This window comes from Pseudosporangium ferrugineum (assembly GCF_003002065.1).
In the GTDB taxonomy this organism is placed as follows: Bacteria; Actinomycetota; Actinomycetes; order Mycobacteriales; family Micromonosporaceae; genus Actinoplanes; species Actinoplanes ferrugineus_A.
This window is the reverse complement of record NZ_PVZG01000001.1, coordinates 82,941-103,626: the sequence shown is the minus strand read 5'-3', so window position 1 is coordinate 103,626 and position 20,686 is coordinate 82,941. Positions and strand designations below refer to the sequence as shown.

21 protein-coding genes are annotated in these 20,686 nt (G+C 73.2%); 11 read left to right on the top strand and 10 right to left on the bottom strand.

The features are described from left to right. The 4 genes from CLV70_RS00485 to CLV70_RS39520 are packed head-to-tail and all read right to left on the bottom strand — an operon-like array spanning position 1 to position 3,462. Positions 1 to 1,212, bottom strand: a complete 1,212-nt coding sequence (locus CLV70_RS00485) for an ABC transporter permease (RefSeq protein WP_106124309.1) — start codon at positions 1,210 to 1,212, stop codon at positions 1 to 3. Then, a complete protein-coding gene (locus CLV70_RS00480) occupies positions 1,209 to 1,901 on the bottom strand; it encodes an ABC transporter ATP-binding protein (protein ID WP_106124308.1) in 693 nt (230 codons plus the stop codon). Before CLV70_RS00480 ends, CLV70_RS00485 begins: the two co-directional genes overlap by 4 nt. Continuing rightward, on the bottom strand, positions 1,898 to 2,965 hold the full coding sequence (locus CLV70_RS00475; RefSeq protein ID WP_158277667.1) for a peptidoglycan-binding protein: 1,068 nt from the start codon (positions 2,963 to 2,965) through the stop codon (positions 1,898 to 1,900). Before CLV70_RS00475 ends, CLV70_RS00480 begins: the two co-directional genes overlap by 4 nt. Then, on the bottom strand, positions 2,962 to 3,462 hold the full coding sequence (locus CLV70_RS39520) for a hypothetical protein (protein ID WP_158277666.1): 501 nt from the start codon (positions 3,460 to 3,462) through the stop codon (positions 2,962 to 2,964). The genes CLV70_RS00475 and CLV70_RS39520 overlap by 4 nt, the downstream gene beginning before the upstream one ends. 149 nt (positions 3,463 to 3,611) lie before the next feature. On the opposite strand from CLV70_RS39520, the gene CLV70_RS00470 reads away from it, so the two are divergent. Next, the gene (locus CLV70_RS00470) at positions 3,612 to 4,280 is read left to right on the top strand and encodes a response regulator transcription factor (protein WP_106124306.1); all 669 of its coding nucleotides are present in this window, start codon (positions 3,612 to 3,614) and stop codon (positions 4,278 to 4,280) included. Continuing rightward, the gene (locus CLV70_RS00465) at positions 4,274 to 5,404 is read left to right on the top strand and encodes a sensor histidine kinase (RefSeq protein WP_211303590.1); all 1,131 of its coding nucleotides are present in this window, start codon (positions 4,274 to 4,276) and stop codon (positions 5,402 to 5,404) included. The genes CLV70_RS00470 and CLV70_RS00465 overlap by 7 nt, the downstream gene beginning before the upstream one ends. Before the next feature lie 3 nt (positions 5,405 to 5,407). Here the strand turns inward: CLV70_RS00465 and CLV70_RS00460 are convergent, their stop codons facing one another. Together CLV70_RS00460 and ppdK are read right to left on the bottom strand one after the other, a co-directional pair. Beyond that, the gene (locus tag CLV70_RS00460) at positions 5,408 to 5,752 is read right to left on the bottom strand and encodes a hypothetical protein (protein ID WP_106124305.1); all 345 of its coding nucleotides are present in this window, start codon (positions 5,750 to 5,752) and stop codon (positions 5,408 to 5,410) included. Positions 5,753 to 5,761: 9 nt separating this feature from the next. Next, positions 5,762 to 8,428, bottom strand: a complete 2,667-nt coding sequence (ppdK, locus tag CLV70_RS00455; RefSeq protein WP_106124304.1) for a pyruvate, phosphate dikinase — start codon at positions 8,426 to 8,428, stop codon at positions 5,762 to 5,764. Between the two features lie 193 nt (positions 8,429 to 8,621). On the opposite strand from ppdK, the gene CLV70_RS00450 reads away from it, so the two are divergent. The 5 genes from CLV70_RS00450 (at position 8,622) to CLV70_RS00430 (ending at position 14,318) form a co-directional block, all read left to right on the top strand. Next, positions 8,622 to 9,659, top strand: a complete 1,038-nt coding sequence (locus CLV70_RS00450) for a zinc-dependent alcohol dehydrogenase family protein (RefSeq protein WP_106124303.1) — start codon at positions 8,622 to 8,624, stop codon at positions 9,657 to 9,659. Then, a complete protein-coding gene (locus tag CLV70_RS00445) occupies positions 9,656 to 10,288 on the top strand; it encodes a hypothetical protein (RefSeq protein WP_106124302.1) in 633 nt (210 codons plus the stop codon). The genes CLV70_RS00450 and CLV70_RS00445 overlap by 4 nt, the downstream gene beginning before the upstream one ends. 78 nt (positions 10,289 to 10,366) lie before the next feature. Then, positions 10,367 to 11,239, top strand: coding sequence for a universal stress protein (locus CLV70_RS00440; RefSeq protein WP_106124301.1), 873 nt, complete (start codon positions 10,367 to 10,369; stop codon positions 11,237 to 11,239). 92 nt (positions 11,240 to 11,331) lie between these two features. Then, positions 11,332 to 13,776 carry a glycogen/starch/alpha-glucan phosphorylase gene (locus tag CLV70_RS00435; protein WP_245907936.1) on the top strand — a complete coding sequence of 815 codons (2,445 nt, stop codon included), beginning with the start codon at positions 11,332 to 11,334 and terminating at the stop codon, positions 13,774 to 13,776. A gap of 101 nt (positions 13,777 to 13,877) precedes the next feature. Next, positions 13,878 to 14,318: a universal stress protein gene (locus CLV70_RS00430; RefSeq protein ID WP_106124958.1), complete on the top strand. Its 441-nt coding sequence runs from the start codon at positions 13,878 to 13,880 to the stop codon at positions 14,316 to 14,318. Between the two features lie 53 nt (positions 14,319 to 14,371). On the opposite strand, the gene CLV70_RS00425 is transcribed toward CLV70_RS00430, so the two are convergent. From CLV70_RS00425 to CLV70_RS00415, 3 genes are all read right to left on the bottom strand, one after another. After that, positions 14,372 to 15,289: a carbohydrate ABC transporter permease gene (locus CLV70_RS00425; protein ID WP_106124300.1), complete on the bottom strand. Its 918-nt coding sequence runs from the start codon at positions 15,287 to 15,289 to the stop codon at positions 14,372 to 14,374. Next, entirely contained in the window at positions 15,286 to 16,227 is a 942-nt protein-coding gene (locus tag CLV70_RS00420) for a carbohydrate ABC transporter permease (RefSeq protein ID WP_106124957.1), read from the bottom strand. Before CLV70_RS00420 ends, CLV70_RS00425 begins: the two co-directional genes overlap by 4 nt. A 111-nt stretch (positions 16,228 to 16,338) precedes the next feature. Further along, the gene (locus CLV70_RS00415) at positions 16,339 to 17,706 is read right to left on the bottom strand and encodes an ABC transporter substrate-binding protein (protein WP_106124299.1); all 1,368 of its coding nucleotides are present in this window, start codon (positions 17,704 to 17,706) and stop codon (positions 16,339 to 16,341) included. 377 nt (positions 17,707 to 18,083) lie between these two features. Between CLV70_RS00415 and CLV70_RS00410 the strand changes: the two genes are divergently transcribed. Further along, positions 18,084 to 18,773: a CBS domain-containing protein gene (locus CLV70_RS00410; RefSeq protein ID WP_106124298.1), complete on the top strand. Its 690-nt coding sequence runs from the start codon at positions 18,084 to 18,086 to the stop codon at positions 18,771 to 18,773. A gap of 53 nt (positions 18,774 to 18,826) precedes the next feature. Here CLV70_RS00410 and CLV70_RS00405 read toward each other — a convergent pair whose 3' ends face one another. After that, entirely contained in the window at positions 18,827 to 19,021 is a 195-nt protein-coding gene (locus CLV70_RS00405) for a DUF1918 domain-containing protein (protein ID WP_106124297.1), read from the bottom strand. Positions 19,022 to 19,209: 188 nt separating this feature from the next. Between CLV70_RS00405 and CLV70_RS39515 the strand changes: the two genes are divergently transcribed. From CLV70_RS39515 to CLV70_RS00395, 3 genes are read left to right on the top strand one after another with little or no spacing between them, the layout of a single operon-like run. Continuing rightward, positions 19,210 to 19,371, top strand: a complete 162-nt coding sequence (locus CLV70_RS39515) for a hypothetical protein (RefSeq protein WP_158277665.1) — start codon at positions 19,210 to 19,212, stop codon at positions 19,369 to 19,371. A 15-nt stretch (positions 19,372 to 19,386) separates the two neighbouring features. Beyond that, the gene (locus CLV70_RS00400; RefSeq protein ID WP_245907935.1) at positions 19,387 to 19,863 is read left to right on the top strand and encodes a Crp/Fnr family transcriptional regulator; all 477 of its coding nucleotides are present in this window, start codon (positions 19,387 to 19,389) and stop codon (positions 19,861 to 19,863) included. Then, positions 19,860 to 20,663, top strand: a complete 804-nt coding sequence (locus tag CLV70_RS00395; RefSeq protein ID WP_106124296.1) for a universal stress protein — start codon at positions 19,860 to 19,862, stop codon at positions 20,661 to 20,663. Before CLV70_RS00400 ends, CLV70_RS00395 begins: the two co-directional genes overlap by 4 nt. Positions 20,664 to 20,686 lie beyond the last annotated feature (23 nt).

The following is a 20,686-nucleotide window of genomic DNA, read 5'->3' as shown; positions in this document are numbered from 1 at the left end:
TCAGCCCCTCAGGGCCTCGGTGGGCGGCAGCCGGCCCGCCCTGAGGGCCGGATAGAGGCCGGCCACCGCCCCGATCACCACGGACGAGACGACTCCGGCGGCGATCCCGGTGGCCGGCAGCACCAGCGGCCAGCCCTGGTAGCGGGCGTAGCCGACTGTGGCGGCGAGTCCCAGCGCCGCCCCGGCGATCCCGCCGAGGGCGGACAGCGCCACCGCCTCGGTGAGGAACTGCAGCAGGATCTGGCGGCGGCGGGCGCCGAGGGCGCGGCGCAGGCCGATCTCCCGCCGGCGCTCGAGCACCGAGATGATCATCGTGTTCGCCACGCCGACGCCGCCGACCAGCAGCGACACTGCGCCCAGCCCGATCAGCAGGCCGCTGAAGGTGTTCTTCGCGGCCAGCTGCGCGGTGAGCGCGTCCGACGGGCGGCTCACGGTGACGGCGCCCGGGTCCTGCGGGTTGACCGTACGCGCGAGCACCTCGCGGACGGCCCCGACGGATTCGGTGACCGAGCGCGAGTAGAGCCGGGTCGGATGCCCGTCGAAGCCGAGGCGCTCCCGGGCGGTCTCCCAGCCGACCAGGGCCGACATGTCGATCTCCGGCGCCAGCTCGAGCGGGGCGAGGATGCCGGTGACGGCGAACCACTGCCCGGCGATGAACACCTGCCGCCCCGGCCCGTCGATGCCGAGCAGCCGTGCCGCGGACGCGCCGAGCACCACGGCCGGGTAGCGCGCGGTGGCGTCGTTGAGCCAGGTGCCGGCGACCGGCCGGCCGCCGAGGGTGCCGAGCAGGTCGAGGCGGGCGGCCACGACCTGGATCCCCTTGCTCTCGCGCGGGTCCACCCGGTCGGTGCGCCGCACCGTCGCGCCGGGAACGCCCCCGGTCGCGGTGGCCGACCGGACCGGGCCGATCCGCTTGACCATGTCGACGGACCGGTCGGGCAGCGGCACGTTCTCGCCGAACAGGTTCTGCCCGGGCGCCACCGTCAGCAGGTTGGTGCCGAGGGCGGCGATCCGGTCCAGCAGCCGGGCCTGACTCGCGGCGCCGATGCCGAGCACGGCCACCATGGCGGCGATGCCGATGGCGATGCCCAGCGCGGAGAGCACGGCGCGCAGCGGTCTTCCGCGCAGCCCGAGCAGCCCCGCCCCGACCACGTCGGCCGTCCGCAGACGCGCCGTGCGGGGCAGCGGCGGGAGGGTGACAGGCCCGGTCATGCGGCGCTCACCGCCCGCCGGTTGTCAGCGTGGATCTCGCCGTCGAGGATCTCCACCCGCCGGTCGAACGAGCGGGCGATGCCGTGGTCGTGGGTGATCACGGTGATCGCGGTCCCCCCGGCGTGCAGCTCGTGCAGCAGCGCGATGACGGTGTCGCCGGAGCGCGAGTCGAGCGCGCCGGTCGGCTCGTCCGCGAGCACGATGGCCGGCCTGCTGACCAGCGCCCGGGCGATCGCGACGCGCTGGCGCTCACCCCCGGACAGCTCCTGCGGGCGGTGCCCGGCCCGGTGCGCCAGGCCGACGCGGTCCAGCGCCGCCGCCGCCTCGCGCAGCCGCCGCCTGCGGGGCAGGCCGTGGTAGAACAGGCCGTCGGCGACGTTCTGCGCGGCCGTCAGGTGCGCCGTGAGGTGGAACTGCTGGAAGACGAAGCCGATCCAGCTCGCCCGTACGGCCGACAGCTGCCGGTCGCCGAGCCGGGCGACGTCGTGACCGAGGATCCGCACGGTGCCCCGGGTGGGCCGGTCCAGGGTGCCCATCAGCTGCAGCAGGGTGGACTTGCCCGACCCGGACGGCCCGACGATCGCGGTCAGCTCGTCCGGCCTGATCCGCAGCGAGACCTCCCGCAGCGCGTGCACCCCGCCGGGATACTCCTTCGTGACCCGGTCCAGGTCGATCACCGCCTCGCTCATGTCGCCGGAACCGTCACCCTCGTCCCGGCGGCCAGGCCGTCGCCGCGGATCTCGACCTTGCCGTTGGCGAAGGCGCCGAGGGTGACCGCGACGATCCGCTTGACGCCGTCGCCGCCGACGACCTGGACCCCGAAGCCGCCCTCGCCGAGCGCGAGCAGCGCGTCGACCGGCACGGCGAGCACCCCCTTGTGGACCGCGCCGCGGAAGTCGACGGTGACCGGGGCGCCGTCCAGCGCGCCGGTGGCGGCCGGGTCGTCGAGGGCGACGGTGACCGGCAGGGTCGGCGTGCCGTCCTGGCCGTCCTTGCCGGGCGGTGCCGTGGCGGTGGTGCCGACCGCGGTGATCCGCCCGCGGGCGGTCCGGCCGTCGGGCAGCCCCACCGTCACCCTGCTGCCCTTGACCGCCAGCGCGGACCTCGCCGCGGGCAGGTCGACGGTGACCTGCTTCCTGGTGCCGGTCGCGGTGAGGATCTTCCCGCCCGCGCGGGTCCCGGTCTCGGCGCTGACCGCGGACACCCGGATGGCGCCGGGCAGCACGACGACGTCGCCCAGGGCCACCCGGCCGGTGCGCTCGCGGTGGTGCGCCTTCTGCCATTTGCGGACGGCCGCGGCGGTCGCGTCGGTGTAGGTGGTGTCGACGGTCAGGCCGTCGGCGTACCCGAGCTTGCGCAGGTTCTGCTCGAGGATCCGCACGTCCGGGCCGGCCGGGACGCCGGCGTGCAGCTCGCGCCAGAACGGGCGCCGGCCGTAGAACAGGGTGACCGGCTCGTTGTCGACGTCGTAGACGTGCTCGCCGCGGCCGATGGTGTCGCCGGCCTGCGGCAGCCAGGTGACGGTGCCGCTCCTGAGGGCGGACACCGACGCGGTGCCGGCGTAGCCGAGGGTGCCGTCGACCTGCTGGGTCTGCACGAGATCGGTCCTGGTCACCGGCACGGTCGGCTCCTGGGCGGCGGGTGCGGCCGGCCCGTCGCCGTGGCCCTGGCCGGTGACCAGCACGACGCCGGCGGCGACCCCGGCGGAGACGGTCGCCGCCACCGCCGTCCAGGCCCTGGTGCGGGTCCTCACCGGCCGCCCTCCATCGGGAACTTCTGCGAGCAGGTCTCCATCGCGGCCAGCATCTGCGGCGACGGCTTGGTCATCTCCAGCGGCTTGCCCGGCACCGGGTCCGCCCAGTCGATGCCCTCGTCGCGCATGCACTTGGCGAACTGGCGGTTGCGCTCCTGCTGCTTCGGGTCGTTCGGGTCGAAGCCGGTGCTGCCGCGCGTGCCGGAGTCGTACTGCTTGCACTTGTCCAGGGCCGCCTCGACCGCGGGACCCGGATCCGGCAGTGTGATCTCGCCCGAGCCGGGGGCCGGGTCCTTCACGTCGAGACCCTGCTCGCGCAGGCACTTCGTGAACTTGGCCGGGTCGCCGGCGCCGGGCGGTGCGCTCTCCGGGGCCCCGGCCGGCGCGGTTCCCCCGGCACCGGCCACCTGCTCCGGCCGTGCGGATTCGCCGCACCCGGACAGGACGCCCCCGGCCAGAGCCAGTCCCAGCGTCGCCGCCGCTATCCATCGCCGCATGGTGCACTCCTGACGTTCAGGTCGCCGGGCGGCGGACGCCGTCCGGCGACCGCAAGTTCTACGCAGGCCGGTGTTTCACGGGCGTTTCACCCGCGGCGGCGGTGCCGGTGTTATGCCGGTGAAACGGCGGCGGCGCTACCTTCGACGCCATGCGTGTGCTGGTGGTGGAGGATGAACGGACCCTGGCCCGGTACCTCGCCGAGGGGCTGCGGGGCCGGGCGATGTCGGTCGACGTCGCCCACGACGGCACGACGGCCCTGGACATGCTGACGAGCGACACGTACGACCTGGTCGTGCTGGACCGGGACCTGCCCGGCACGCCGGGCGACGAGGTGTGCCGGCAGCTCATCGCCGCCGGCGGGCGTACCCGGGTGCTGATGCTCACCGCGATGGCCGAGGTCGGCGAGCGGGTCACCGGGCTGCGGCTGGGCGCCGACGACTACCTCGGCAAGCCGTTCGACTTCGAGGAGCTGGTCGCCCGGCTGGACGCGCTCGGCCGGCGTTCGCAGCCGGCCGTGCCGCCGGTGCTGCGCTACGGCGACGTCGCCCTCGACTGGTCGCAGCGCCAGGCGTCCCGCGACGGCCGGCCGGTGGTCCTGTCCAACAAGGAGCTCGGGGTGCTCGCCGCGCTGATGACCGCGAACGGCGCGGTGGTCAGCGCCGAGGAGCTGCTGCGGGGCGTCTGGGACGAGCACGCCGACCCGTTCACCAACGCCGTACGGATGACCATGCACCGGCTGCGCGCGAAGCTGGGCGAACCGTGGGTCATCGAGACCCTGCCCGGCGCCGGTTACCGGATGGCGGGCCTGCCGTGCTGAGCCGGCTCACCCTGCGCTGGCGGTTCACGCTGCTGCACACCGGCGTGTTCCTCGTCGCCGGCGCGCTGGTCGTCACGATGGTCTACCTGCAGAACCGGATCGTGATCGCGCGGGTGACCACCCTGGACGCCGCCGACCTGCGGGGCGTGGGCGGTCCCACGTCGCCGGCCGCGGCGACGCCGTCCGCCACGCGGCTGCTGGACGCGATCTCCATCCGGCGCAACGACGCGATCGGCACGATCCTCACCCAGTGGATCGTCGCCCTGGCGGTGATGACCCTCATCGTCGGCGTCCTGGCCTGGTGGTTCACCGGGCGCGTGCTGAACCGGGTGCACGTGATCACCTCGCAGGCGCGCCGGATCTCCACCGACAACCTGCACGAGCGGATCGCCGTGGACGGCCCCGCCGACGAGCTCAAGGAGCTCTCGGACACCCTCGACGACCTGCTGTCGCGGCTCGGCGACGCGTTCAGCACCCAGGCGCGGTTCATCGCCAACGCCTCCCACGAGCTGCGGACGCCGCTGGCCGTGGCCCGCACCACGCTGCAGGTCGGGCTCGCCACCACCGACCCGGAGCGGGTCCGCCGGGTCCGCGACGAGCTGCTGCGCAACAACGACCGCTGCATCGCCCTGATCAACGGCCTGCTCACCCTCGCCCGCGGCGAACAGGGCGGCCGGGGGCACGAACCGGTCTCCCTCGACGGCGTGGTGACCGACGTCGTCCGGGAGGTGTCCGGGGCGTGCCCGGCCGACGGGCCCAAGGTGCTGGTGGACGCCGCCGAGCCGTGCACGGTCGAGGGTGACCCGGTGCTGCTCGCCCAGCTCGTGCGCAACCTCGTCGACAATGCCGTGCGGTACAACGTGCCCGGCGGCGAGGTGCTGGTGCGGCTGCGGTCCGGCGGCCACCTCACCGTCAGCAACACCGGCCCGGTGGTCGGCGAGCGGGACACCGAGCGGCTGTTCGAGCCGTTCCACCGCGGCGCCGGCCGGACCGCGCACACCGGCGGCGCGGGGCTGGGACTGTCGATCGTGCGGGCGGTGGCCGTCTCGCACGGCGGCCGGGCGGGTGCCCGGCCGCTCAGCGGCGGCGGGCTCGAGGTGGACGTCCACCTGCCCGCCACGTGACGGTCACCGCACCTCGAGGGCGCGGGCGCCCAGGAGCCGCGCCCACCAGGGGCGCGGCCCGGCCGAGCGCAACGGTGGCGCGCCGGTGCGCCGCAGGCTCACCCAGCCGCCCGGGCCCATCGTCACCGAGCCGATCATCGGCCGGCGGCGCAGCGCGGCCGCGGTCCCGAGGGCGGCCACGGACACCGCCACGGTGCCCAGGGCCGCCATGCCGAGCCGGGTGACGTCGACCACCGGGCGGTAGCGCACCCCGTCCGGCCGTACGACGAACGCGCCGATGGTCCGTTCGCCGCACCGCACCGGAACGACCTGCGGGAGGGTCGCCGGCCGTTCCGCCGTGGTCAGCATCGTCCGCTCCTACCGGGAGTCCGAGGTGGCGGCGCCGGCGCAGGCCGCGCGCCCGGCCTCGAGCCGGGCGACCGGCACCCGGAACGGCGAGCAGGAGACGTAGTCGAGGCCGGCCGCGTGGAAGTAGCGGACCGACGCCGGATCCCCGCCGTGCTCGCCGCAGACGCCCACGGTCAGGTCCGGCCGGGCCGCCCGTCCGCGCTCGACGGCCGTACGCACCAGCTCGCCGACCCCGCCCGCGTCGATCGTCTCGAACGGCGACGCCGCGAAGATGCCCAGCTCCAGGTAGCGTCCGAAGAACGCGCCCTCGACGTCGTCGCGGGAGAAGCCCCAGGTCATCTGCGTGAGGTCGTTGGTGCCGAAGGAGAAGAACTCGGCGGCGTGGGCGATCTCGCCGGCGGTCAGCGCCGCCCGCGGCACCTCGATCATCGTGCCGATCCGGATCGGGGGAGCGCCCGGCACCGCGTGCAGCACCGACTCGGCCTCCAGGCGTACCGTCTCGAGCTCCTGGACCGTCGCGACCAGCGGGACCATGATCTCCGGGCGGGGGTCGCCGCCGGCGGCCACCCGCTGGGCCGCCGCCTCGGCGACCGCGCGGACCTGCATCGCGAAGAGCCCGGGCACGACCAGGCCCAGCCGTACGCCGCGCAGCCCGAGCATCGGGTTCGCCTCGTGCATGCGCCGCACCGCGGTCAGCAGTTCGCCGTCGCGGCCGGGATCGGTGCCCAGCGCCTCGGCCCGGGCCACCCGCGCGGTGAGGTCCTCCAGCGGGGGCAGGAACTCGTGCAGCGGCGGGTCGATGAGCCGTACGGTGACCGGCATCCCGTCCATGGCCTCGAACAACGCGGTGAAGTCGGCGCGTTGCAGGGGCAGCAGCGCGGCCAGCGCGGCGTCGCGCCCGGTCTCGTCCTCGGCCAGGATCAGCCGCTCGACCAGCTCCCGGCGCTCGCCGAGGAACTGGTGCTCGGTGCGGCACAGCCCGACGCCGGTGGCGCCGAAGCGGCGGGCCCGCGCGGCGTCGGCGGCGGTGTCGGCGTTCGCGTGCACGCCCAGCCGGCGGGTCGCGTCGGCGTGCGCCATCAGCCGGTCCACGGCCGCGACCAGCGGGTCCGCGCCGGCGGCCAGATCGCCCTCGAAGTAGCGCACCACGGGCGAGGGCCGCACCGGGACCGCGCCCGGGTAGACCTTGCCGGTGCTGCCGTCGAGCGAGATGACGTCGCCGGCGTGCAGCACGGTGCCGTTCACGGTGACCGTGCCGGCCTCCGGGTCGATGGCCAGCTGCTCGGCGCCGCACACGCAGGTCTTGCCCATGCCGCGTGCGACGACCGCCGCGTGCGACGTCTTGCCGCCGCGGCTGGTCAGGATGCCCTGGGCGGCGATCATGCCGGGCAGGTCGTCCGGGTTGGTCTCGCGGCGGACCAGGATGACCGGGCCGTCCGCCGCCGCGGCGTGGGCCGAGTCGAAGACGATCGCGCCGACGGCCGCGCCGGGGGAGGCGGCGACGCCCGTGGTCAGCGGCGCGGGCGCGGCATCGCGGTCGAAGGCGGGGAACATCAGCTTGGCGAGCTGCTCGCCGGTGACCCGCTGCAGCGCCTCGTCCGGCGTGATCAGGCCTTCCTCGATCAGCTGCGCGGCGATGACGAAGGCGGCCGCGGCCGTACGCTTGCCGACCCGGGTCTGCAGCATCCACAGCTTGCCGCGCTCGATGGTGAACTCGATGTCGCACAGGTCGCGGTAGTGCTCCTCCAGCCGGGCCATGATGGCGGTCAGCTCGGTGAAGCTCGCCGGGTCCAGCTTCTCCAGCTCCGCCAGGCCGACGGTGTTGCGGATGCCGGCGACGACGTCCTCGCCCTGCGCGTTCTGCAGGTAGTCGCCGTACACGCCGGGCAGGCCGGTGGCCGGGTCGCGGGTGAAGGCCACACCGGTGCCCGAGTCGGGGCCGCGGTTGCCGAACACCATCGCCATGACGTTGACGGCCGTGCCGAGGTCGTGCGGGATGCGTTCCTGCCGGCGGTACAGCACCGCGCGGTCGGCGTTCCACGACGAGAAGACCGACCGGATCGCCAGGAACAGCTGCTCGTGCGGGGACTGCGGGAAGTCGCGTCCGGTGTGGACGTGGAAGACCTTCTTGTACGCCTCCACGAGATCCTGCAGATGCCCGGTGTCGAGCTCCGCGTCCGTGGCGACCTTCGCGTCCCGGCGGGCCAGCGTCAGCTCCGCCTCGAACAGCTCGCCGGGCACGTCGCACACCGTACGGCCGAACATCTGGATCAGCCGCCGGTAGGAGTCCCACGCGAACCGGTCGTCGCCGCTCTGCACCGCCAGCCCCAGCACGCTGACGTCGGTCAGCCCGATGTCGAGGATCGTCTCCATCATGCCGGGCATGGAGAACTTGCCGCCGGAGCGGACGGACAGCAGCAGCGGGTCGGCGGGGTCGCCGAGCCGCTTGCCGGTGGCGCCCTCGATCCGGGTGAGGTGCTGGTCCACCTCCTCGGACAGCCCGGCCGGGAAGTCGCCGGTACGCAGGTACGCCCGGCAGGCCTCGGTGGAGATGGTGAACCCGGGCGGCACGGGCAGACCCATCCGGGTCATCTCGGCGAGGTTGGCACCCTTGCCGCCGAGCAGGTCCTTCATGTCCTTGTCGCCGTCGACGAAGTCGTACACGTACGCAGGCATTCTCCCGCCCCGCTCTCTGAAGAGTTTCCGTCTCCTCGTTGGTACCGCCGCGGCGGTCCCGCCCTGTAGGGCCGGACGTCCCCTCGCGAGGTCACGGGTGTCCTGTGTCCCGGTGCCGGCGGGACCTGCGGCCCTGCCCGCCCGGGCGGGCGGGCGGCAGCGTCGGCGGTACAGGCACGCTGGAGGAGGCGTCATGAAGGCGCTCGTGTACGGCGGACCGGGCAAGCGGTCGTGGACCGAGGTCCCGGACCCGAAGATCATGGAAGCGACGGATGCGGTCATCCGCGTGGACGCCGTCACCATCTGCGGCACGGACCTGCACATCCTGCGGGGTGACGTGCCCGCGGTGGAGCCCGGCCGGGTGCTGGGCCACGAGGCGGTCGGCACCGTGGTGGAGACCGGCGACGCGGTCCGCGGCCTGGCCGCCGGCGACCGGGTACTGGCCTCGTGCATCTCGGCGTGCGGCACCTGCCGGTTCTGCCGCGAGGGCAGCTACGGGCAGTGCCTGGGCGGCGGCGGCTGGATCCTGGGCCACACCACCGACGGGGTGCAGGCGGAGTACGCCCGGATCCCGTTCGCCGGCCTGTCCACTCACAAGCTCCCGGCCGGGGTCCCCGACGAGACCGCGGTGCTGCTCGCGGACATCCTGCCGACCTCGTACGAGGTCGGCGTGCGCAACGGCAGGGTCAGCCCCGGCGACACGGTCGTCGTGGTGGGCGCCGGACCCATCGGGCTGGCGGCGATCCGCACGGCACAGCTGTTCTCGCCGGCGCACATCGTCGCGGTCGACAAGGCGGAGAGCCGGCTCACCGCGGCCCGCGAGTTCGGCGCCGACATCACCCTGCTGCCCGACCGGCTCGCCGCCGACGCGGTGCGCGCGGTGACCGGCGGCCTCGGCGCGGACGTCGTCATCGAGGCGGTCGGCCTGCCGGAGACGTTCGAGCTGTGCACCCGGCTGGTCCGGCCCGGCGGCCACGTCGCCAACGTCGGCGTCCACGGCGCGCCGGCCACGCTGCACCTCGAGGACCTGTGGATCCGCAACGTCACCATCACCACCGGCCTGGTCGACACGTCGTCGACACCGCGGCTGCTGGCCATGGTGGCCGCCGGGAAGCTCGGCGTGGGCGACATGGTCCGGCACCGCTTCGCTCTGGCGGACATCATGCGAGCGTACGACGTCTTCGAGACCCCCGAGCAGTCCGGAGCCCTGAAAGTGGTGATGACCCGATGAGAACCCTGACCGTGGTCGGCGGCCTGGCGGCGGTCGCCGTCGCGTACTCCCCGCCGGTGCGCCGCTGGTACCTGAACTGGGGTGCCACGCCGGACGAGGTGGACGCCGTGCTGCCCGGCGACGGGCTGCTGCCGGACGCGGGACTGCGTTCCACGCGGGCGGTCACGATCGACTCGCCGCCCGCGCACGTGTGGCCGTGGCTGGTGCAGATGGGCAGCGGGCGCGGGGGCGCGTACACGTACGACTGGATCGAGAACCTGTTCGGGCTCGACATGCACAGCGCGTACGAGATCCTCCCGCAGTTCCAGCACCTCGCCGTGGGTGACGTCCTGCCGCTCGGGCCGGACGGCCCGGGCATGCGGGTGGAGGTCTGCGAGCCGGAGCGCACCCTGGTCTTCCGCTCGGAGGACCGGCGCTGGGTGTGGGGCTTCCACCTGGCCCAGCGCTGGGGCGGCACCCGCCTGGTCAGCCGCAACCTCATCGCCGGGCCGGACGCCTCGCTCGCCCGGCGGCTCACCGGCCGGCTCGTGATGGAGCCCGGCAGCCTGATCATGGAACGGCGGATGCTGCTGGGCCTGCGCGCCCGCGCCGAGGCCTACCTGCCCGACCGGGCGCCGGTCTTCGCGTGAGCCACGGGGACCTCCGGCCGTACCGGTACGGCCGGAGGTCCCTGGCCGGGCCGCGGTGCCGGGAGCGAGGCTGGGGACATGACCGGATCTGGACCCGCAGCTCGTGTGATCATCGGCTTCGACGGCTCGCCCGCGGCGACCGCGGCGATCGACGCCGCGGCCCGGCTCTTCCCCGGCGCCCACGCCGCCGTCGTGCACCTGTGGACCCCGCCCTTCGCCAGCGAGAGCCTGCGCCGGCGCCTGTGGACCGGGACCGCCGGCATCGACCGCTACGTCGAGGAGGTCGAGCGCGAGGGCGCCCGGGAGGCCGAGCGGGTCGCCGGGATCGGGGTCACCCTGGCCCGCGCCGCCGGCTGGAGCGCGGACCCGATCGTCGAGCGCTCGTACGGCGGCGACGGCGTCCAGTTCGCCCAGCTCGCGGAGAAGCTCGACGCCCAGGTGGTGGTCGTGGGCTCGCGCGGCCTCGGCGGCACCCGGGCCGTGCTGGGCAGCGTCTCCGACATGGTCGTGCACTACTCCCGCCTGCCGGTGCTGGTCGTGCCGCACCCGTTGCTGGCCGCCGAGCACGCCGCGCTGGCCGCCGGCCCGCTGGTGGCCGGCTGGGACGGCTCACCCGGCGCCCGTGCCGCGCTGATCGCCGCCGGCCGGGTGTTCCCGGGCCGCGACGTCGAGCCGGTCACGGTGGAGGACGGCGCCGGGTACGGGCCCGAGGTCAGCGGCCGCGCGGTGACCGTGCTGCGCGCCGAGGGGCTGCTGCCGCGCTCGGGGCGGGCGGTGGCGAGTGCGTTGTGCGCGTACGCCCGCACCCGCAAGGCCGCCGCCGTGGTCGTCGGCTCCCGGGGCCGCTCGGCGGTCGCGGAGATCCTGCTCGGCTCGGTCGCGATGGCCGCCCTGCACCACGCGCACCGCCCGGTGCTCGTCGTCCCACCCGTCCCGCCGGTCGCGCGGTAACACAGGTTTCATCTGCAAGTCGCGCCGCGCGTACCCGCCGCCGCAGATACTGGGGGGAACCGGAGTATCCGCGGGGGAGAGGCCTCATTTCCGTGACCCAAGTCAGCCACGTCCGTGCCACGCCCACGGAGATCGAGTTCGAGCTGCTCGGCAACCTGGCCCGGGCCCGGGGCACCACCGTCGAGTCGGCCAGCGCGCAGGACCTCTACCAGGCGCTGGCGCTGACCGTACGGGACCACCTGATCGACCGCTACATCCGCACCACGAAGGCGCACTACGAGGCGAATCCCCGCTTCGTCTACTACCTGTCGGCGGAGTACATGCTCGGCCGCCAGCTCGGGCAGAACCTGCTGTACTCGGGCACGGCCGACGTCGCCCGCTCCGCGCTGGAGGCGCTCGGCGTCGACCCGGCCGAGGTCGCGGCGCTCGACGTCGAGCCGGGGCTGGGCAACGGCGGCCTGGGCCGGCTGGCGGCGTGCCTGCTGGACGCGCTCGCCACCAGCGACATCCCGGCCGTGGGCTACGGGATCCGCTACGACTTCGGCATCTTCAAGCAGGAGTTCCGCGGGGGCGCGCAGGCCGAGCGGCCCGACGACTGGGCGTACTACGGCAACCCGTGGGAGTTCCGGGCGCCCGACGACCAGCAGCACATCGGCTTCTACGGCAGCACCGAGCCGGCCGGCGGCAACCGGGCCGTCTGGACGCCCGGCGAGACCGTCCTCGGCGAGCCGAGCCACATGCTGGTTCCCGGGTACGGCACCGGGACCGTGAACATCATCCGGCTGTGGCGCGCCCGGTCCGCCCCGGAATCGTTCGACCTGTCCCAGTTCGGCGCCGGCCGCTACGGCGAGGCGGTGGAGGCCATGGTCCGCTCCGGCACGATCAGCGCGGTCCTGTACCCGGACGACAGCACGGAGCTGGGCCGGGAGCTGCGGCTCAAGCAGCAGTACTTCCTCGTCGCGTGCTCGCTGCGGGACATCATCCGGCGCTACCGGCTGCGCAACGACGGCTGGGATGCGTTCGCCGACAAGGTGGTGATCCAGCTCAACGACACGCACCCGGTCATCGCGATCCCGGAGCTGATGCGGATCCTGGTGGACGAGGAGGGCCTGGCGTGGGAGCAGGCCTGGTCGATCACCCGGCGGGTGTTCGCGTACACGTGTCACACGCTGTTGCCGGAGGCCCTGGAGACCTGGCCGGTCGGGCTGCTGCGGCGGCTCCTGCCCCGGCACCTGGAGATCATCTACCTGATCAACCACGTGTTCCTGCAGGAGGTCGCGGCCCTGTACCCGGGCGATGCGGACCGCCTGCGCCGGCTGTCGATCATCGAGGAGGGCGGGGAACAGCGGGTCCGGATGGCGCACCTGGCCGTCGTGGGCAGCTTCGCGGTCAACGGGGTCGCCGCCCTGCACTCGCGCCTGCTGACCGAGACCACCCTGCGCGCCTTCGCCGAGATGATGCCCCGGCAGTTCCACAACGTCACCAACGGCATCTCGCCCCGGCGCTTCCTGCTGGTCGCCAACCCGGGCCTGACCCGGCTGATCAGCGCCCGGCTCGGCGGCACCGACTGGCTGCGCGACCTCGACCGGCTCGCCGAGCTCGAGGCCGCGGCCGGCGACCCGGACTTCCGGGCCCGGTGGCGGGCGGTGAAGCGGCGCAACCGGCAGGACCTGGCCGCGCACGCGCTGAGCGAGGCCGGCGTGAGCCTCGACCCGGACGCCCTCTGCGACGTGATGATCAAGCGGTTCCACGAGTACAAGCGGCAGCTGCTGCGGGTGCTGCACGTCATCGTGCTGTACCACCGGATCAAGCGCGGCGACCTGACCGGCGTCGTGCGCCGCTCGGTCGTGTTCGGCGGCAAGGCGGCGCCGGGCTACCACGCCGCCAAGCGCGTCATGCTGCTCGCCAACACCGTCGCCGAGGTGGTCAACGCGGACCCGGACGTCGCGCCGTACCTGAAGGTGGCTTTCCTGCCGGACTACAACGTGACCCGGGCGGAGCTGATCATCCCGGCCGCGGACCTGTCCGAGCAGATCTCGCTGGCCGGCAAGGAGGCCTCCGGCACCAGCAACATGAAGCTCGCGCTCAACGGCGCGCTGACCATCGGCACGCTGGACGGCGCGAACGTCGAGATCCGCGACCGGGTCGGCGCGGACAACTTCTTCCTCTTCGGCATGGACGCGACCGAGGCGGCGGCGCTGCGGGCCGGGCCGTACAACCCGCGGACGTACTACGAGCTGGACGAGGAGCTGCGTGCCGCGATCGACGCGGTGGTCGGCGGGCCGTTCGCGTGCGAGGGCGCGGACCTGCTGGTGGGCGAGCTGCTGACCCGCGACGAGTACCTGACGCTGGCCGACTTCCGGGCGTACGTCGACTGCCAGGACCGGGTCGCCGAGGCCTGGCGGGACCAGGAGGAATGGACCCGCCGGTCGATCCGCAACGTCGCGCGCAGCGGGTTCTTCTCCTCCGACCGCACGGTCCAGGACTACTGCCGCGACATCTGGCGCGTGGAGCCGGTGCCGCCCGGCCGGGACTGAGCCCGGGACCCAGGGCCCGGCGGCCGCGGTCCGCCGGCCCTGTGCCGCCCGTCCTGCCTCCGGAAGACTGGAGAGGCGATCGGGTACGGGAGGTGAGCGGCATGATCCGGGAGGGACACGGCAGCGAACCGCGGGACATCGTCGTGGGCGTGGACGGCTCCCCGGCGTCGCACGAGGCGCTGCGCTGGGCGCTGGGACAGGCCCGGCTGACGGGTACGGGCATCCACGCCGTCACGGCCTGGGAGTTCCCGCCGGTGTGGGGGTGGGGAGTGCCCGCGGTGCCGTACCAGAACTTCGACGTGGCGGCGCAGGAGATCCTGGAGAAGGCGGTCGCCGAGGCGCTGGGCCCGGAACCCGGCGTGCCGGTACGCACCAGCGTGGTCTCCGGCCACCCCGCCCAGGTGCTGCTGGACGCGGCACGGGAGGCGGACCTGCTGGTCGTGGGCAGCCGCGGCCACGGCGCGTTCGCCGGCACGCTGCTCGGCTCGGTGAGCCAGCGCTGCGCCGCCCACTCGCACTGCCCGGTCGTCGTCGTCCGCTGACGCCGCCCGGCGGTCCGCGGCCGCCCGGGGGACCGGGCGGCCGCGCGCCGTGCTCAGCCCTTGACGCTGCCCGCGAGCAGGCCGCGGACGAAGTAGCGCTGGAGCAGCAGGAAGATCGTGACCGGCACGATGATGGAGACGAAGGCGCCCGCCGACAACAGGTGCCAGGCCGTGCCCCGGGTGCCGCTCAGGTTGGCCAGCGCCACCGTGATCGGGGCGACCTTGTCGCCGCCACCCGCGAAGGTGAGCGCGACCAGCAGGTCGTTCCACACCCAGAGGAACTGGAAGATGCCGAACGCGGCCAGGGCCGGGCGCAGCAGCGGCAGCAGCACCCGGAAGAAGATCGCCACGTGGCCGGCGCCGTCCACCCGGGCGGCCTCCAGCAGCGTCGCCGGCACCTCCCGCATGAAGTTGTGCAGCAGGTAGATCGCCAGCGGCAGGCCGAAGATCGAGTGCGACAGCCAGATCGTCCAGAACGTGTTCGCCAGGCCCGCGTCGACGTACAGGGTCAGCAGCGGGATCAGCGTGACCTGCAGCGGCACGATCTGCAGGGCGAAGATCACCAGGAACAGGATGTTGCGGCCGGGGAACTTGATCCACGCGAACGCGTACGCCGCGATCGTCGCCAGCGTGAGCGGGATGATCACCGAGGGGATCGTGATCACCAGCGAGTTGACGAAGTACGAGCCCAGCCCCGCGCCGCTCTCCGAGTCGAGCACGTCGCGGTAGTTGTCCATGGTGAGCGTCGGGTTGGAGAAGAACGTCCACCAGCCCGTCGTCTTGATCGCCCGCTCGGGGCGGAACGAGGAGACGAGCAGGCCGAAGGTCGGCAGCGTCCACAGCACCGCGATGAGGATCGCGGCGAGCGAGGCCCAGGGCGAGCTGAGCTTGCGTTTCGCGACGGCCGCGGCGGACTGCTCCCCGCGGTCCGCCGGGAGCGCCGTGGCCGCGGGCGGGGTGGTGGTGGTCATAGCGCCTCCGAACGGCGGAGCTGCCGGATGTTGTAGACGACGATCGGGATGACCAGCAGGAACAGCAGTACGGCGAGCGCCGCGCCGAGCCCCTGGTTGTCGCTGCGGAAGCTCTGGCTGTAGAACTCGTTGGCGATGACGCTGGTGTTGAACTGGCCGCCGGTCATGGTCCGCACGATGTCGAAGACCTTCAGCGTGCCGATGCCGATGGTGGTCAGCACCACGACCACCGCCGGGCGGATGGCCGGCAGCGTGACGAAGCGGAACATGCCCCACGGCGTGACGCCGTCGAGCCGGGCCGCCTCGACGATGTCGTCCGGGATCGCCTTGATGGCCGCCGAGAGCACGGTCATCGCGAAGCCGGCCTGGATCCAGATCATGACCACGATCAGCAGGAACGTGTTCAGCGGCGAGTCCACCAGCCACTGCTGGGGGCTGCCGCCGAGCCACACGAGGACCTGGTTGAGCAGGCCGATCTGCTTCACGTTGCCCTGGTCGGGCCGGTACTCGTAGACGAACTTCCAGATGATCGAGGCGCCCACGAACGAGATCGCCATGGGCAGGAAGATGAGCGCCTTGGCGGCCGACTCGAACTTCGACTTGTCGACCAGGATGGCGTAGAGCAGGCCGACCGCGGTGGCCACGAACGGCGTGACGACGACCCAGAAGACGGTGTTGCGCAGCACGGTGAGCTGGTCGCCGTCGGTGAAGATCGTCTTGTAGTTGTCCAGGCCGATGAAGGCGTTGCCGGCCGCGTCGAAGAACGACTGGTAGATGGTGCGCACGCCCGGGTACACGAGGCCGACGGCCAGCATGAGCAGCGTCGGGGTGAGATAGGCGTACGCCACCCAGCGGTCGGCGCGGCGGCCGCGGAACAGGGTGGCGAGGAAGAGCATGATGCCCACGACCGCGGCGAAGAGCAGGATCGCGGCGAGCATCAGCCCGATCTTCGCGGTGTTGGTCTCGGCGGTTAACACGCGACCCGTACCTCCTTGTAGGTGCAAGGGGGCCGGTCACCTCTCGGCGACCGGCCCCGGGAACGAGCTATCTCACTTGGGCCACGCGTTCTCGATGTTGTTGACGGTGGTCCTGGTGTCCTGACCGGTCACCCAGCTCGTCGCCTGCTTCCAGAACGCGTTCGAGCCGACGGCGGCCGGCATCTGGTCCGAGCCGTCGAACCGGAAGACCGTGTTCGGGTCCTTCAGGATCGTGGCGGCCAGCTTGTCGATCGGGTTGCTCAGGTTGTTCGGGTCGATGCCCTTGTTGGCGCTGACCCAGCCCTGCGACGCCTTGGCCTTGATGTTGGCCCAGGTGTCCGTGGACAGGTACGTCTGGAACGCCTTGACCTCGGGCCGGTCGGCGAACGCCACGTTGAACTCGCCGCCGCCGAGCACCGGCTTGCTGGCGGCGTCCTTGCCCGGCAGGTAGAACGCGAAGACGTCGCCGTCCTCGGCCACCTTGACGTCCTTCGGGAAGTTCGCCGCGTAGAAGCTCGCCTGGCGGTGCAGCGAGCAGGTGTTGCCGTCGACGATCGGCAGGCCCGCGTCCTGGAACGTGGTGGTGGCGATGCTCTTGACGTCGCCGAGGCCGCCGTTGACGTACTTGTCGTTCTTCAGGTACTCACCGACCGCGTCCAGGGCCGCCGTGGACTCGGGGCCGTTGAACGGGATCTCGTGGTTGACCCACTTGTCGTACGTCTCCGGCCCGGAGAGCCGGAGCATGAAGTCCTCCATCCAGTCGGTGATCGGCCAGCCCGTGGCCTCACCGCTGGAGATGCCGGCGCACCACGGCTTGCGGCCGCCGTCCGCGGCGATCTTGTCCGACAGCTCCTTGAGCTGGTCGAGCGTCGTCGGGACCTGGTAGCCCTTGTCCTTGAACTCGCTGGGCGAGTACCAGACCAGGGACTTCACGCTGGCACCGGACGGCGCGCCGTAGAACTTGCCGTCGACGGTCGCGTAGCCCTTCCAGTCCTTGCCCCAGAACTTGTCCACGTTCGCCGCGACCTCGGCCGGCGCCTCGACGGCCTTGCCGGTGGCGACGAGCTGCTTGAGCAGACCCGGCTGCGGCACGATCGCGAGGTCCGGCGGGTTGCCGGCCTTGGCGCGCACCAGGATCTGGGTCTCGAAGGCCTTGTCGCCCTCGTACTTGATGGAAACGCCGGTGCAGTCCTCGAAGGGCTTGTACGAGTCCTTGTAGGCCTTGTCCTCCGGCGTCACGATGCCGGTGTAGACCGAGACCGACTTGCCCTTCAGATCACCGAACGAGCTGAACTGCGCGCAGTCGATGGACGACGTGGCCGTGGAATCGTCGTCCGAGTCGTCACTGCCGCCGCAGGCGGCCAGACCGAACACCAGGCCCACGCCCAGCGTGCCCGCGAGCGCGCCGCGCAGCCGCGGACTCCTGGATTGACCGAACATACCTCTCCCTATGTCACATCACGCCGGGGCGTGACAACACCGTCACCGTCTCCGGTTCCCCCGGCTGTCAGTCAAGAACGGGCAGCCGGGTTTCGCAATGTTTCCGCTTGATCAACCGAGTAACGATTCGGCACCGGACCAGCGCCGTTCTTAATCGTTTAAGAAAGCTAAGAGTGCTCCTGCGCTGACCGAGCGGTGATTTCCAACGGCATCCGTCGATGCACAGACGTTTCCGGGCTCGCAAGAAATTTCAGGCCGCGCCGGCGCCGGGCTCGCGGTGCGGCGGTCCCGAGGTCCCGCCCGGCCGGGACGATCGGCCCTGACCGCCGGCCGGCCGCGCGCCTAGCGTTCGAGGTGAGGCACGAAGGAGGCCCGTGATGAAGAACTGGCACGTGGACGACGTCATGACCACCGCGGTCATCGCGGTCGCCCCCACCGCCCCCTACCGGGAGGTCGTGGATCTGCTCGTGAAGAACCGGCTGAGCGCCGTACCCGTCGTCGACGAGTTCCACCGGGTCGTGGGCGTGGTGTCCGAGGCGGACCTGCTCCGCAAGATCGAGTACGCCGGCGCCGAGGAACCCCGGCTCTTCGAGGGCCGGCGCCGCCGCGGCGAACGGGGCAAGGCCGCCGCGCAGACCGCCGCCGACCTGATGAGCAGCCCCGCCGTGACCGTCGTCGGCGGCACCGCCATCGCGGCCGCCGCCCGGCTGCTGGACCGCGAGGAGGTCAAGCGCCTGCCCGTGGTCGACGACCTGGGCCGGCTCATCGGCATCGTCTCCCGCGGCGACCTGCTCAAGGTCCACCTGCGCCCGGACGAGGACATCCGCGCGGACGTCGAGCAGGGCATCCTGAAGATCTACCTGCCCGACGACGTCGCCCGCGTCGAGGTCACCGTGACCGACGGCGTCGTGACCCTGCGCGGGCACGTCGACCGCTGGAGCTCCGCGGACATCGCGAGCCGGCTCGCCCGCCAGATCGCCGGCGTGGTCCGGGTCGTGGACGAACTGGCGTTCGACTTCGACGACCGCAACATCCTGGGCACCGGGCTCGCGTACGGCATCGCCTGAAGCCCCGGACGCGCATGACGGCCCCGACCGGCCGTCATGCGCGTCCGTCGTTCTCACGGCTGGGCCGCGGGCTCCACGCGGGCCTCCGCGCCGGGGAAGATCAGCGTGGTACGCCCGTCGTCCAGCCACCGCACCCGGTACGGCGGCCTGCCGTCCTCGTGCGCGAGCGCCGTGACGATCCCGACCCGGCGAGCGTCGCCGAGGTGCGTACCCTCCACGACGATCCGGTCCCCGATGTGCGCGATCATGGTGTCCTCCCTCAGGTGGGGTGTCCTCAGCATCGCGCCCGGTGGTCGCAGGCGGCAGGGCCGGTGGTCACGTCCACGCCGCGGGGCTGCCGGCGGCGGGCGGGGGGCCGGAGGTCCCGTCGGGGCCCGGCCGTCCGACTCTGCCTCCCGGCCCGCCCCGGGCCCAGGATCGGTGCACGGGGGTTGCCGTGGCCGCCGATCATCTGGAGAAGGTGGGCACCATGCTGTGGCTCATTCTCGTCATCCTCGCCGTGTTCACGCTGCTGACGGTGGCCGGGCCGGTGCTGGAGGACCTCATGGACCGGGTGTTCCCGCCGAGCGGGCACAGGGCCGGCCGTAGCCGGCACTGACCCCGGGGGTGAACCGTGGCACCGCTGACCGTCTTCGATCAACTCGCCCTGCATCCCTTCCTCGCCGATCTGCCGGCCGGATGGCTGCACCGGCTCGCCGTCGCGGGCCGGCCGGTGCTGCGGCACCCCGGCCACCGGCTGTTCCGGCAGGGCGCGGCGGCGAACCGCTTCTGGCTGCTCAGCTCCGGCGCCGTCGCGCTGGAGTTCCCGGTCCAGGGCCGGGGTGACATCACCATCGAGGTCGTCCGGGCGGGCGGCGTCGTGGGCTGGTCGTGGCTGCTGGAGCCGTACCGGTGGACGCTCGGCGCGGTGGTGGCCGAGGAGTGCCGGGCGGTGGAGTTCGATGCCGCCCGGGTGCGCGAGCTGATGGCCGCGGACACCGACCTGGGTCGCGAGCTCGGGCAGCGGTTCCTCGCGGTGATGGCGGACCGGCTCGGCGCGGCCCGGGTGCGGCTGGTCGAGCTGTACGCCTACCCGGAGGGCCCCCGATGACCGGCGCCCTGCTGGAACCCGTGCGCCGCAGCCCGTACGGCCTGGCGACGGTGGTGGCCGGCGTCGACGGCACGGCGACCGGCGAACTCGTGCTGGAACGGGCGATGATCGAGGCGGACCTGCGCGGCTGGCATCTGCGACTGCTGCACGTCCAGCCCGAGCAGGACGCGCCCGGACGCGACGAGGTCCGCGACCGCGGCGCGCGGCTGCTGGAGCGGATGACCGATCAGGCCCATGCCGCGTCGGCCGTGGTCGCGGTGACCAGCCGGCTGCTGGTCGGCCCGGTGGCCGAGCGGCTGCTGTCCGCGGCGGGCGCCGCCGACCTGCTCGTCGTGGGCGGCCGGCCCGACGCGGAGGCGGCCGGGCCGGGAGTCGCGGTGCGCGTCGCCGCCCGGCACGGCGGCCCGGTGCTGGTGGTCCGCCCGCCCGAGGGCCGGCCCGGTCCCGCCCGGTCCGGCGGCGGGTCCCGCAAGCCGGTGGTGCTCGGCGTCGTGGACGGCGCCGGGGACGCCGCCGCGGTGACCGAATTCGCGCTCGGCGAGGCGCGCCTGCGCGGATGCGACGCCGTCCAGCTGCACACCGGCGCCGCCCGCGGCGAGTGGGACGAGGCCGCCGGCGACGTGGTCGTCCGGCACCGGCTGCTGGCCGGGGACCCGGCCGAGGCGCTGGTCCGCGCGTCCGCCGGCGCCTGCGCGGTGGTGCTGGGCCGCCGGGGCCCGAGCGGCCGCGGCCGGCTGCTCGGACCGGTCGGCGACGCCCTGGTCCGGCACGCCGCCTGCCCGGTCTTCCTGGTGGGCTGACCCGCGCGGCGGTGCCGCCGCGC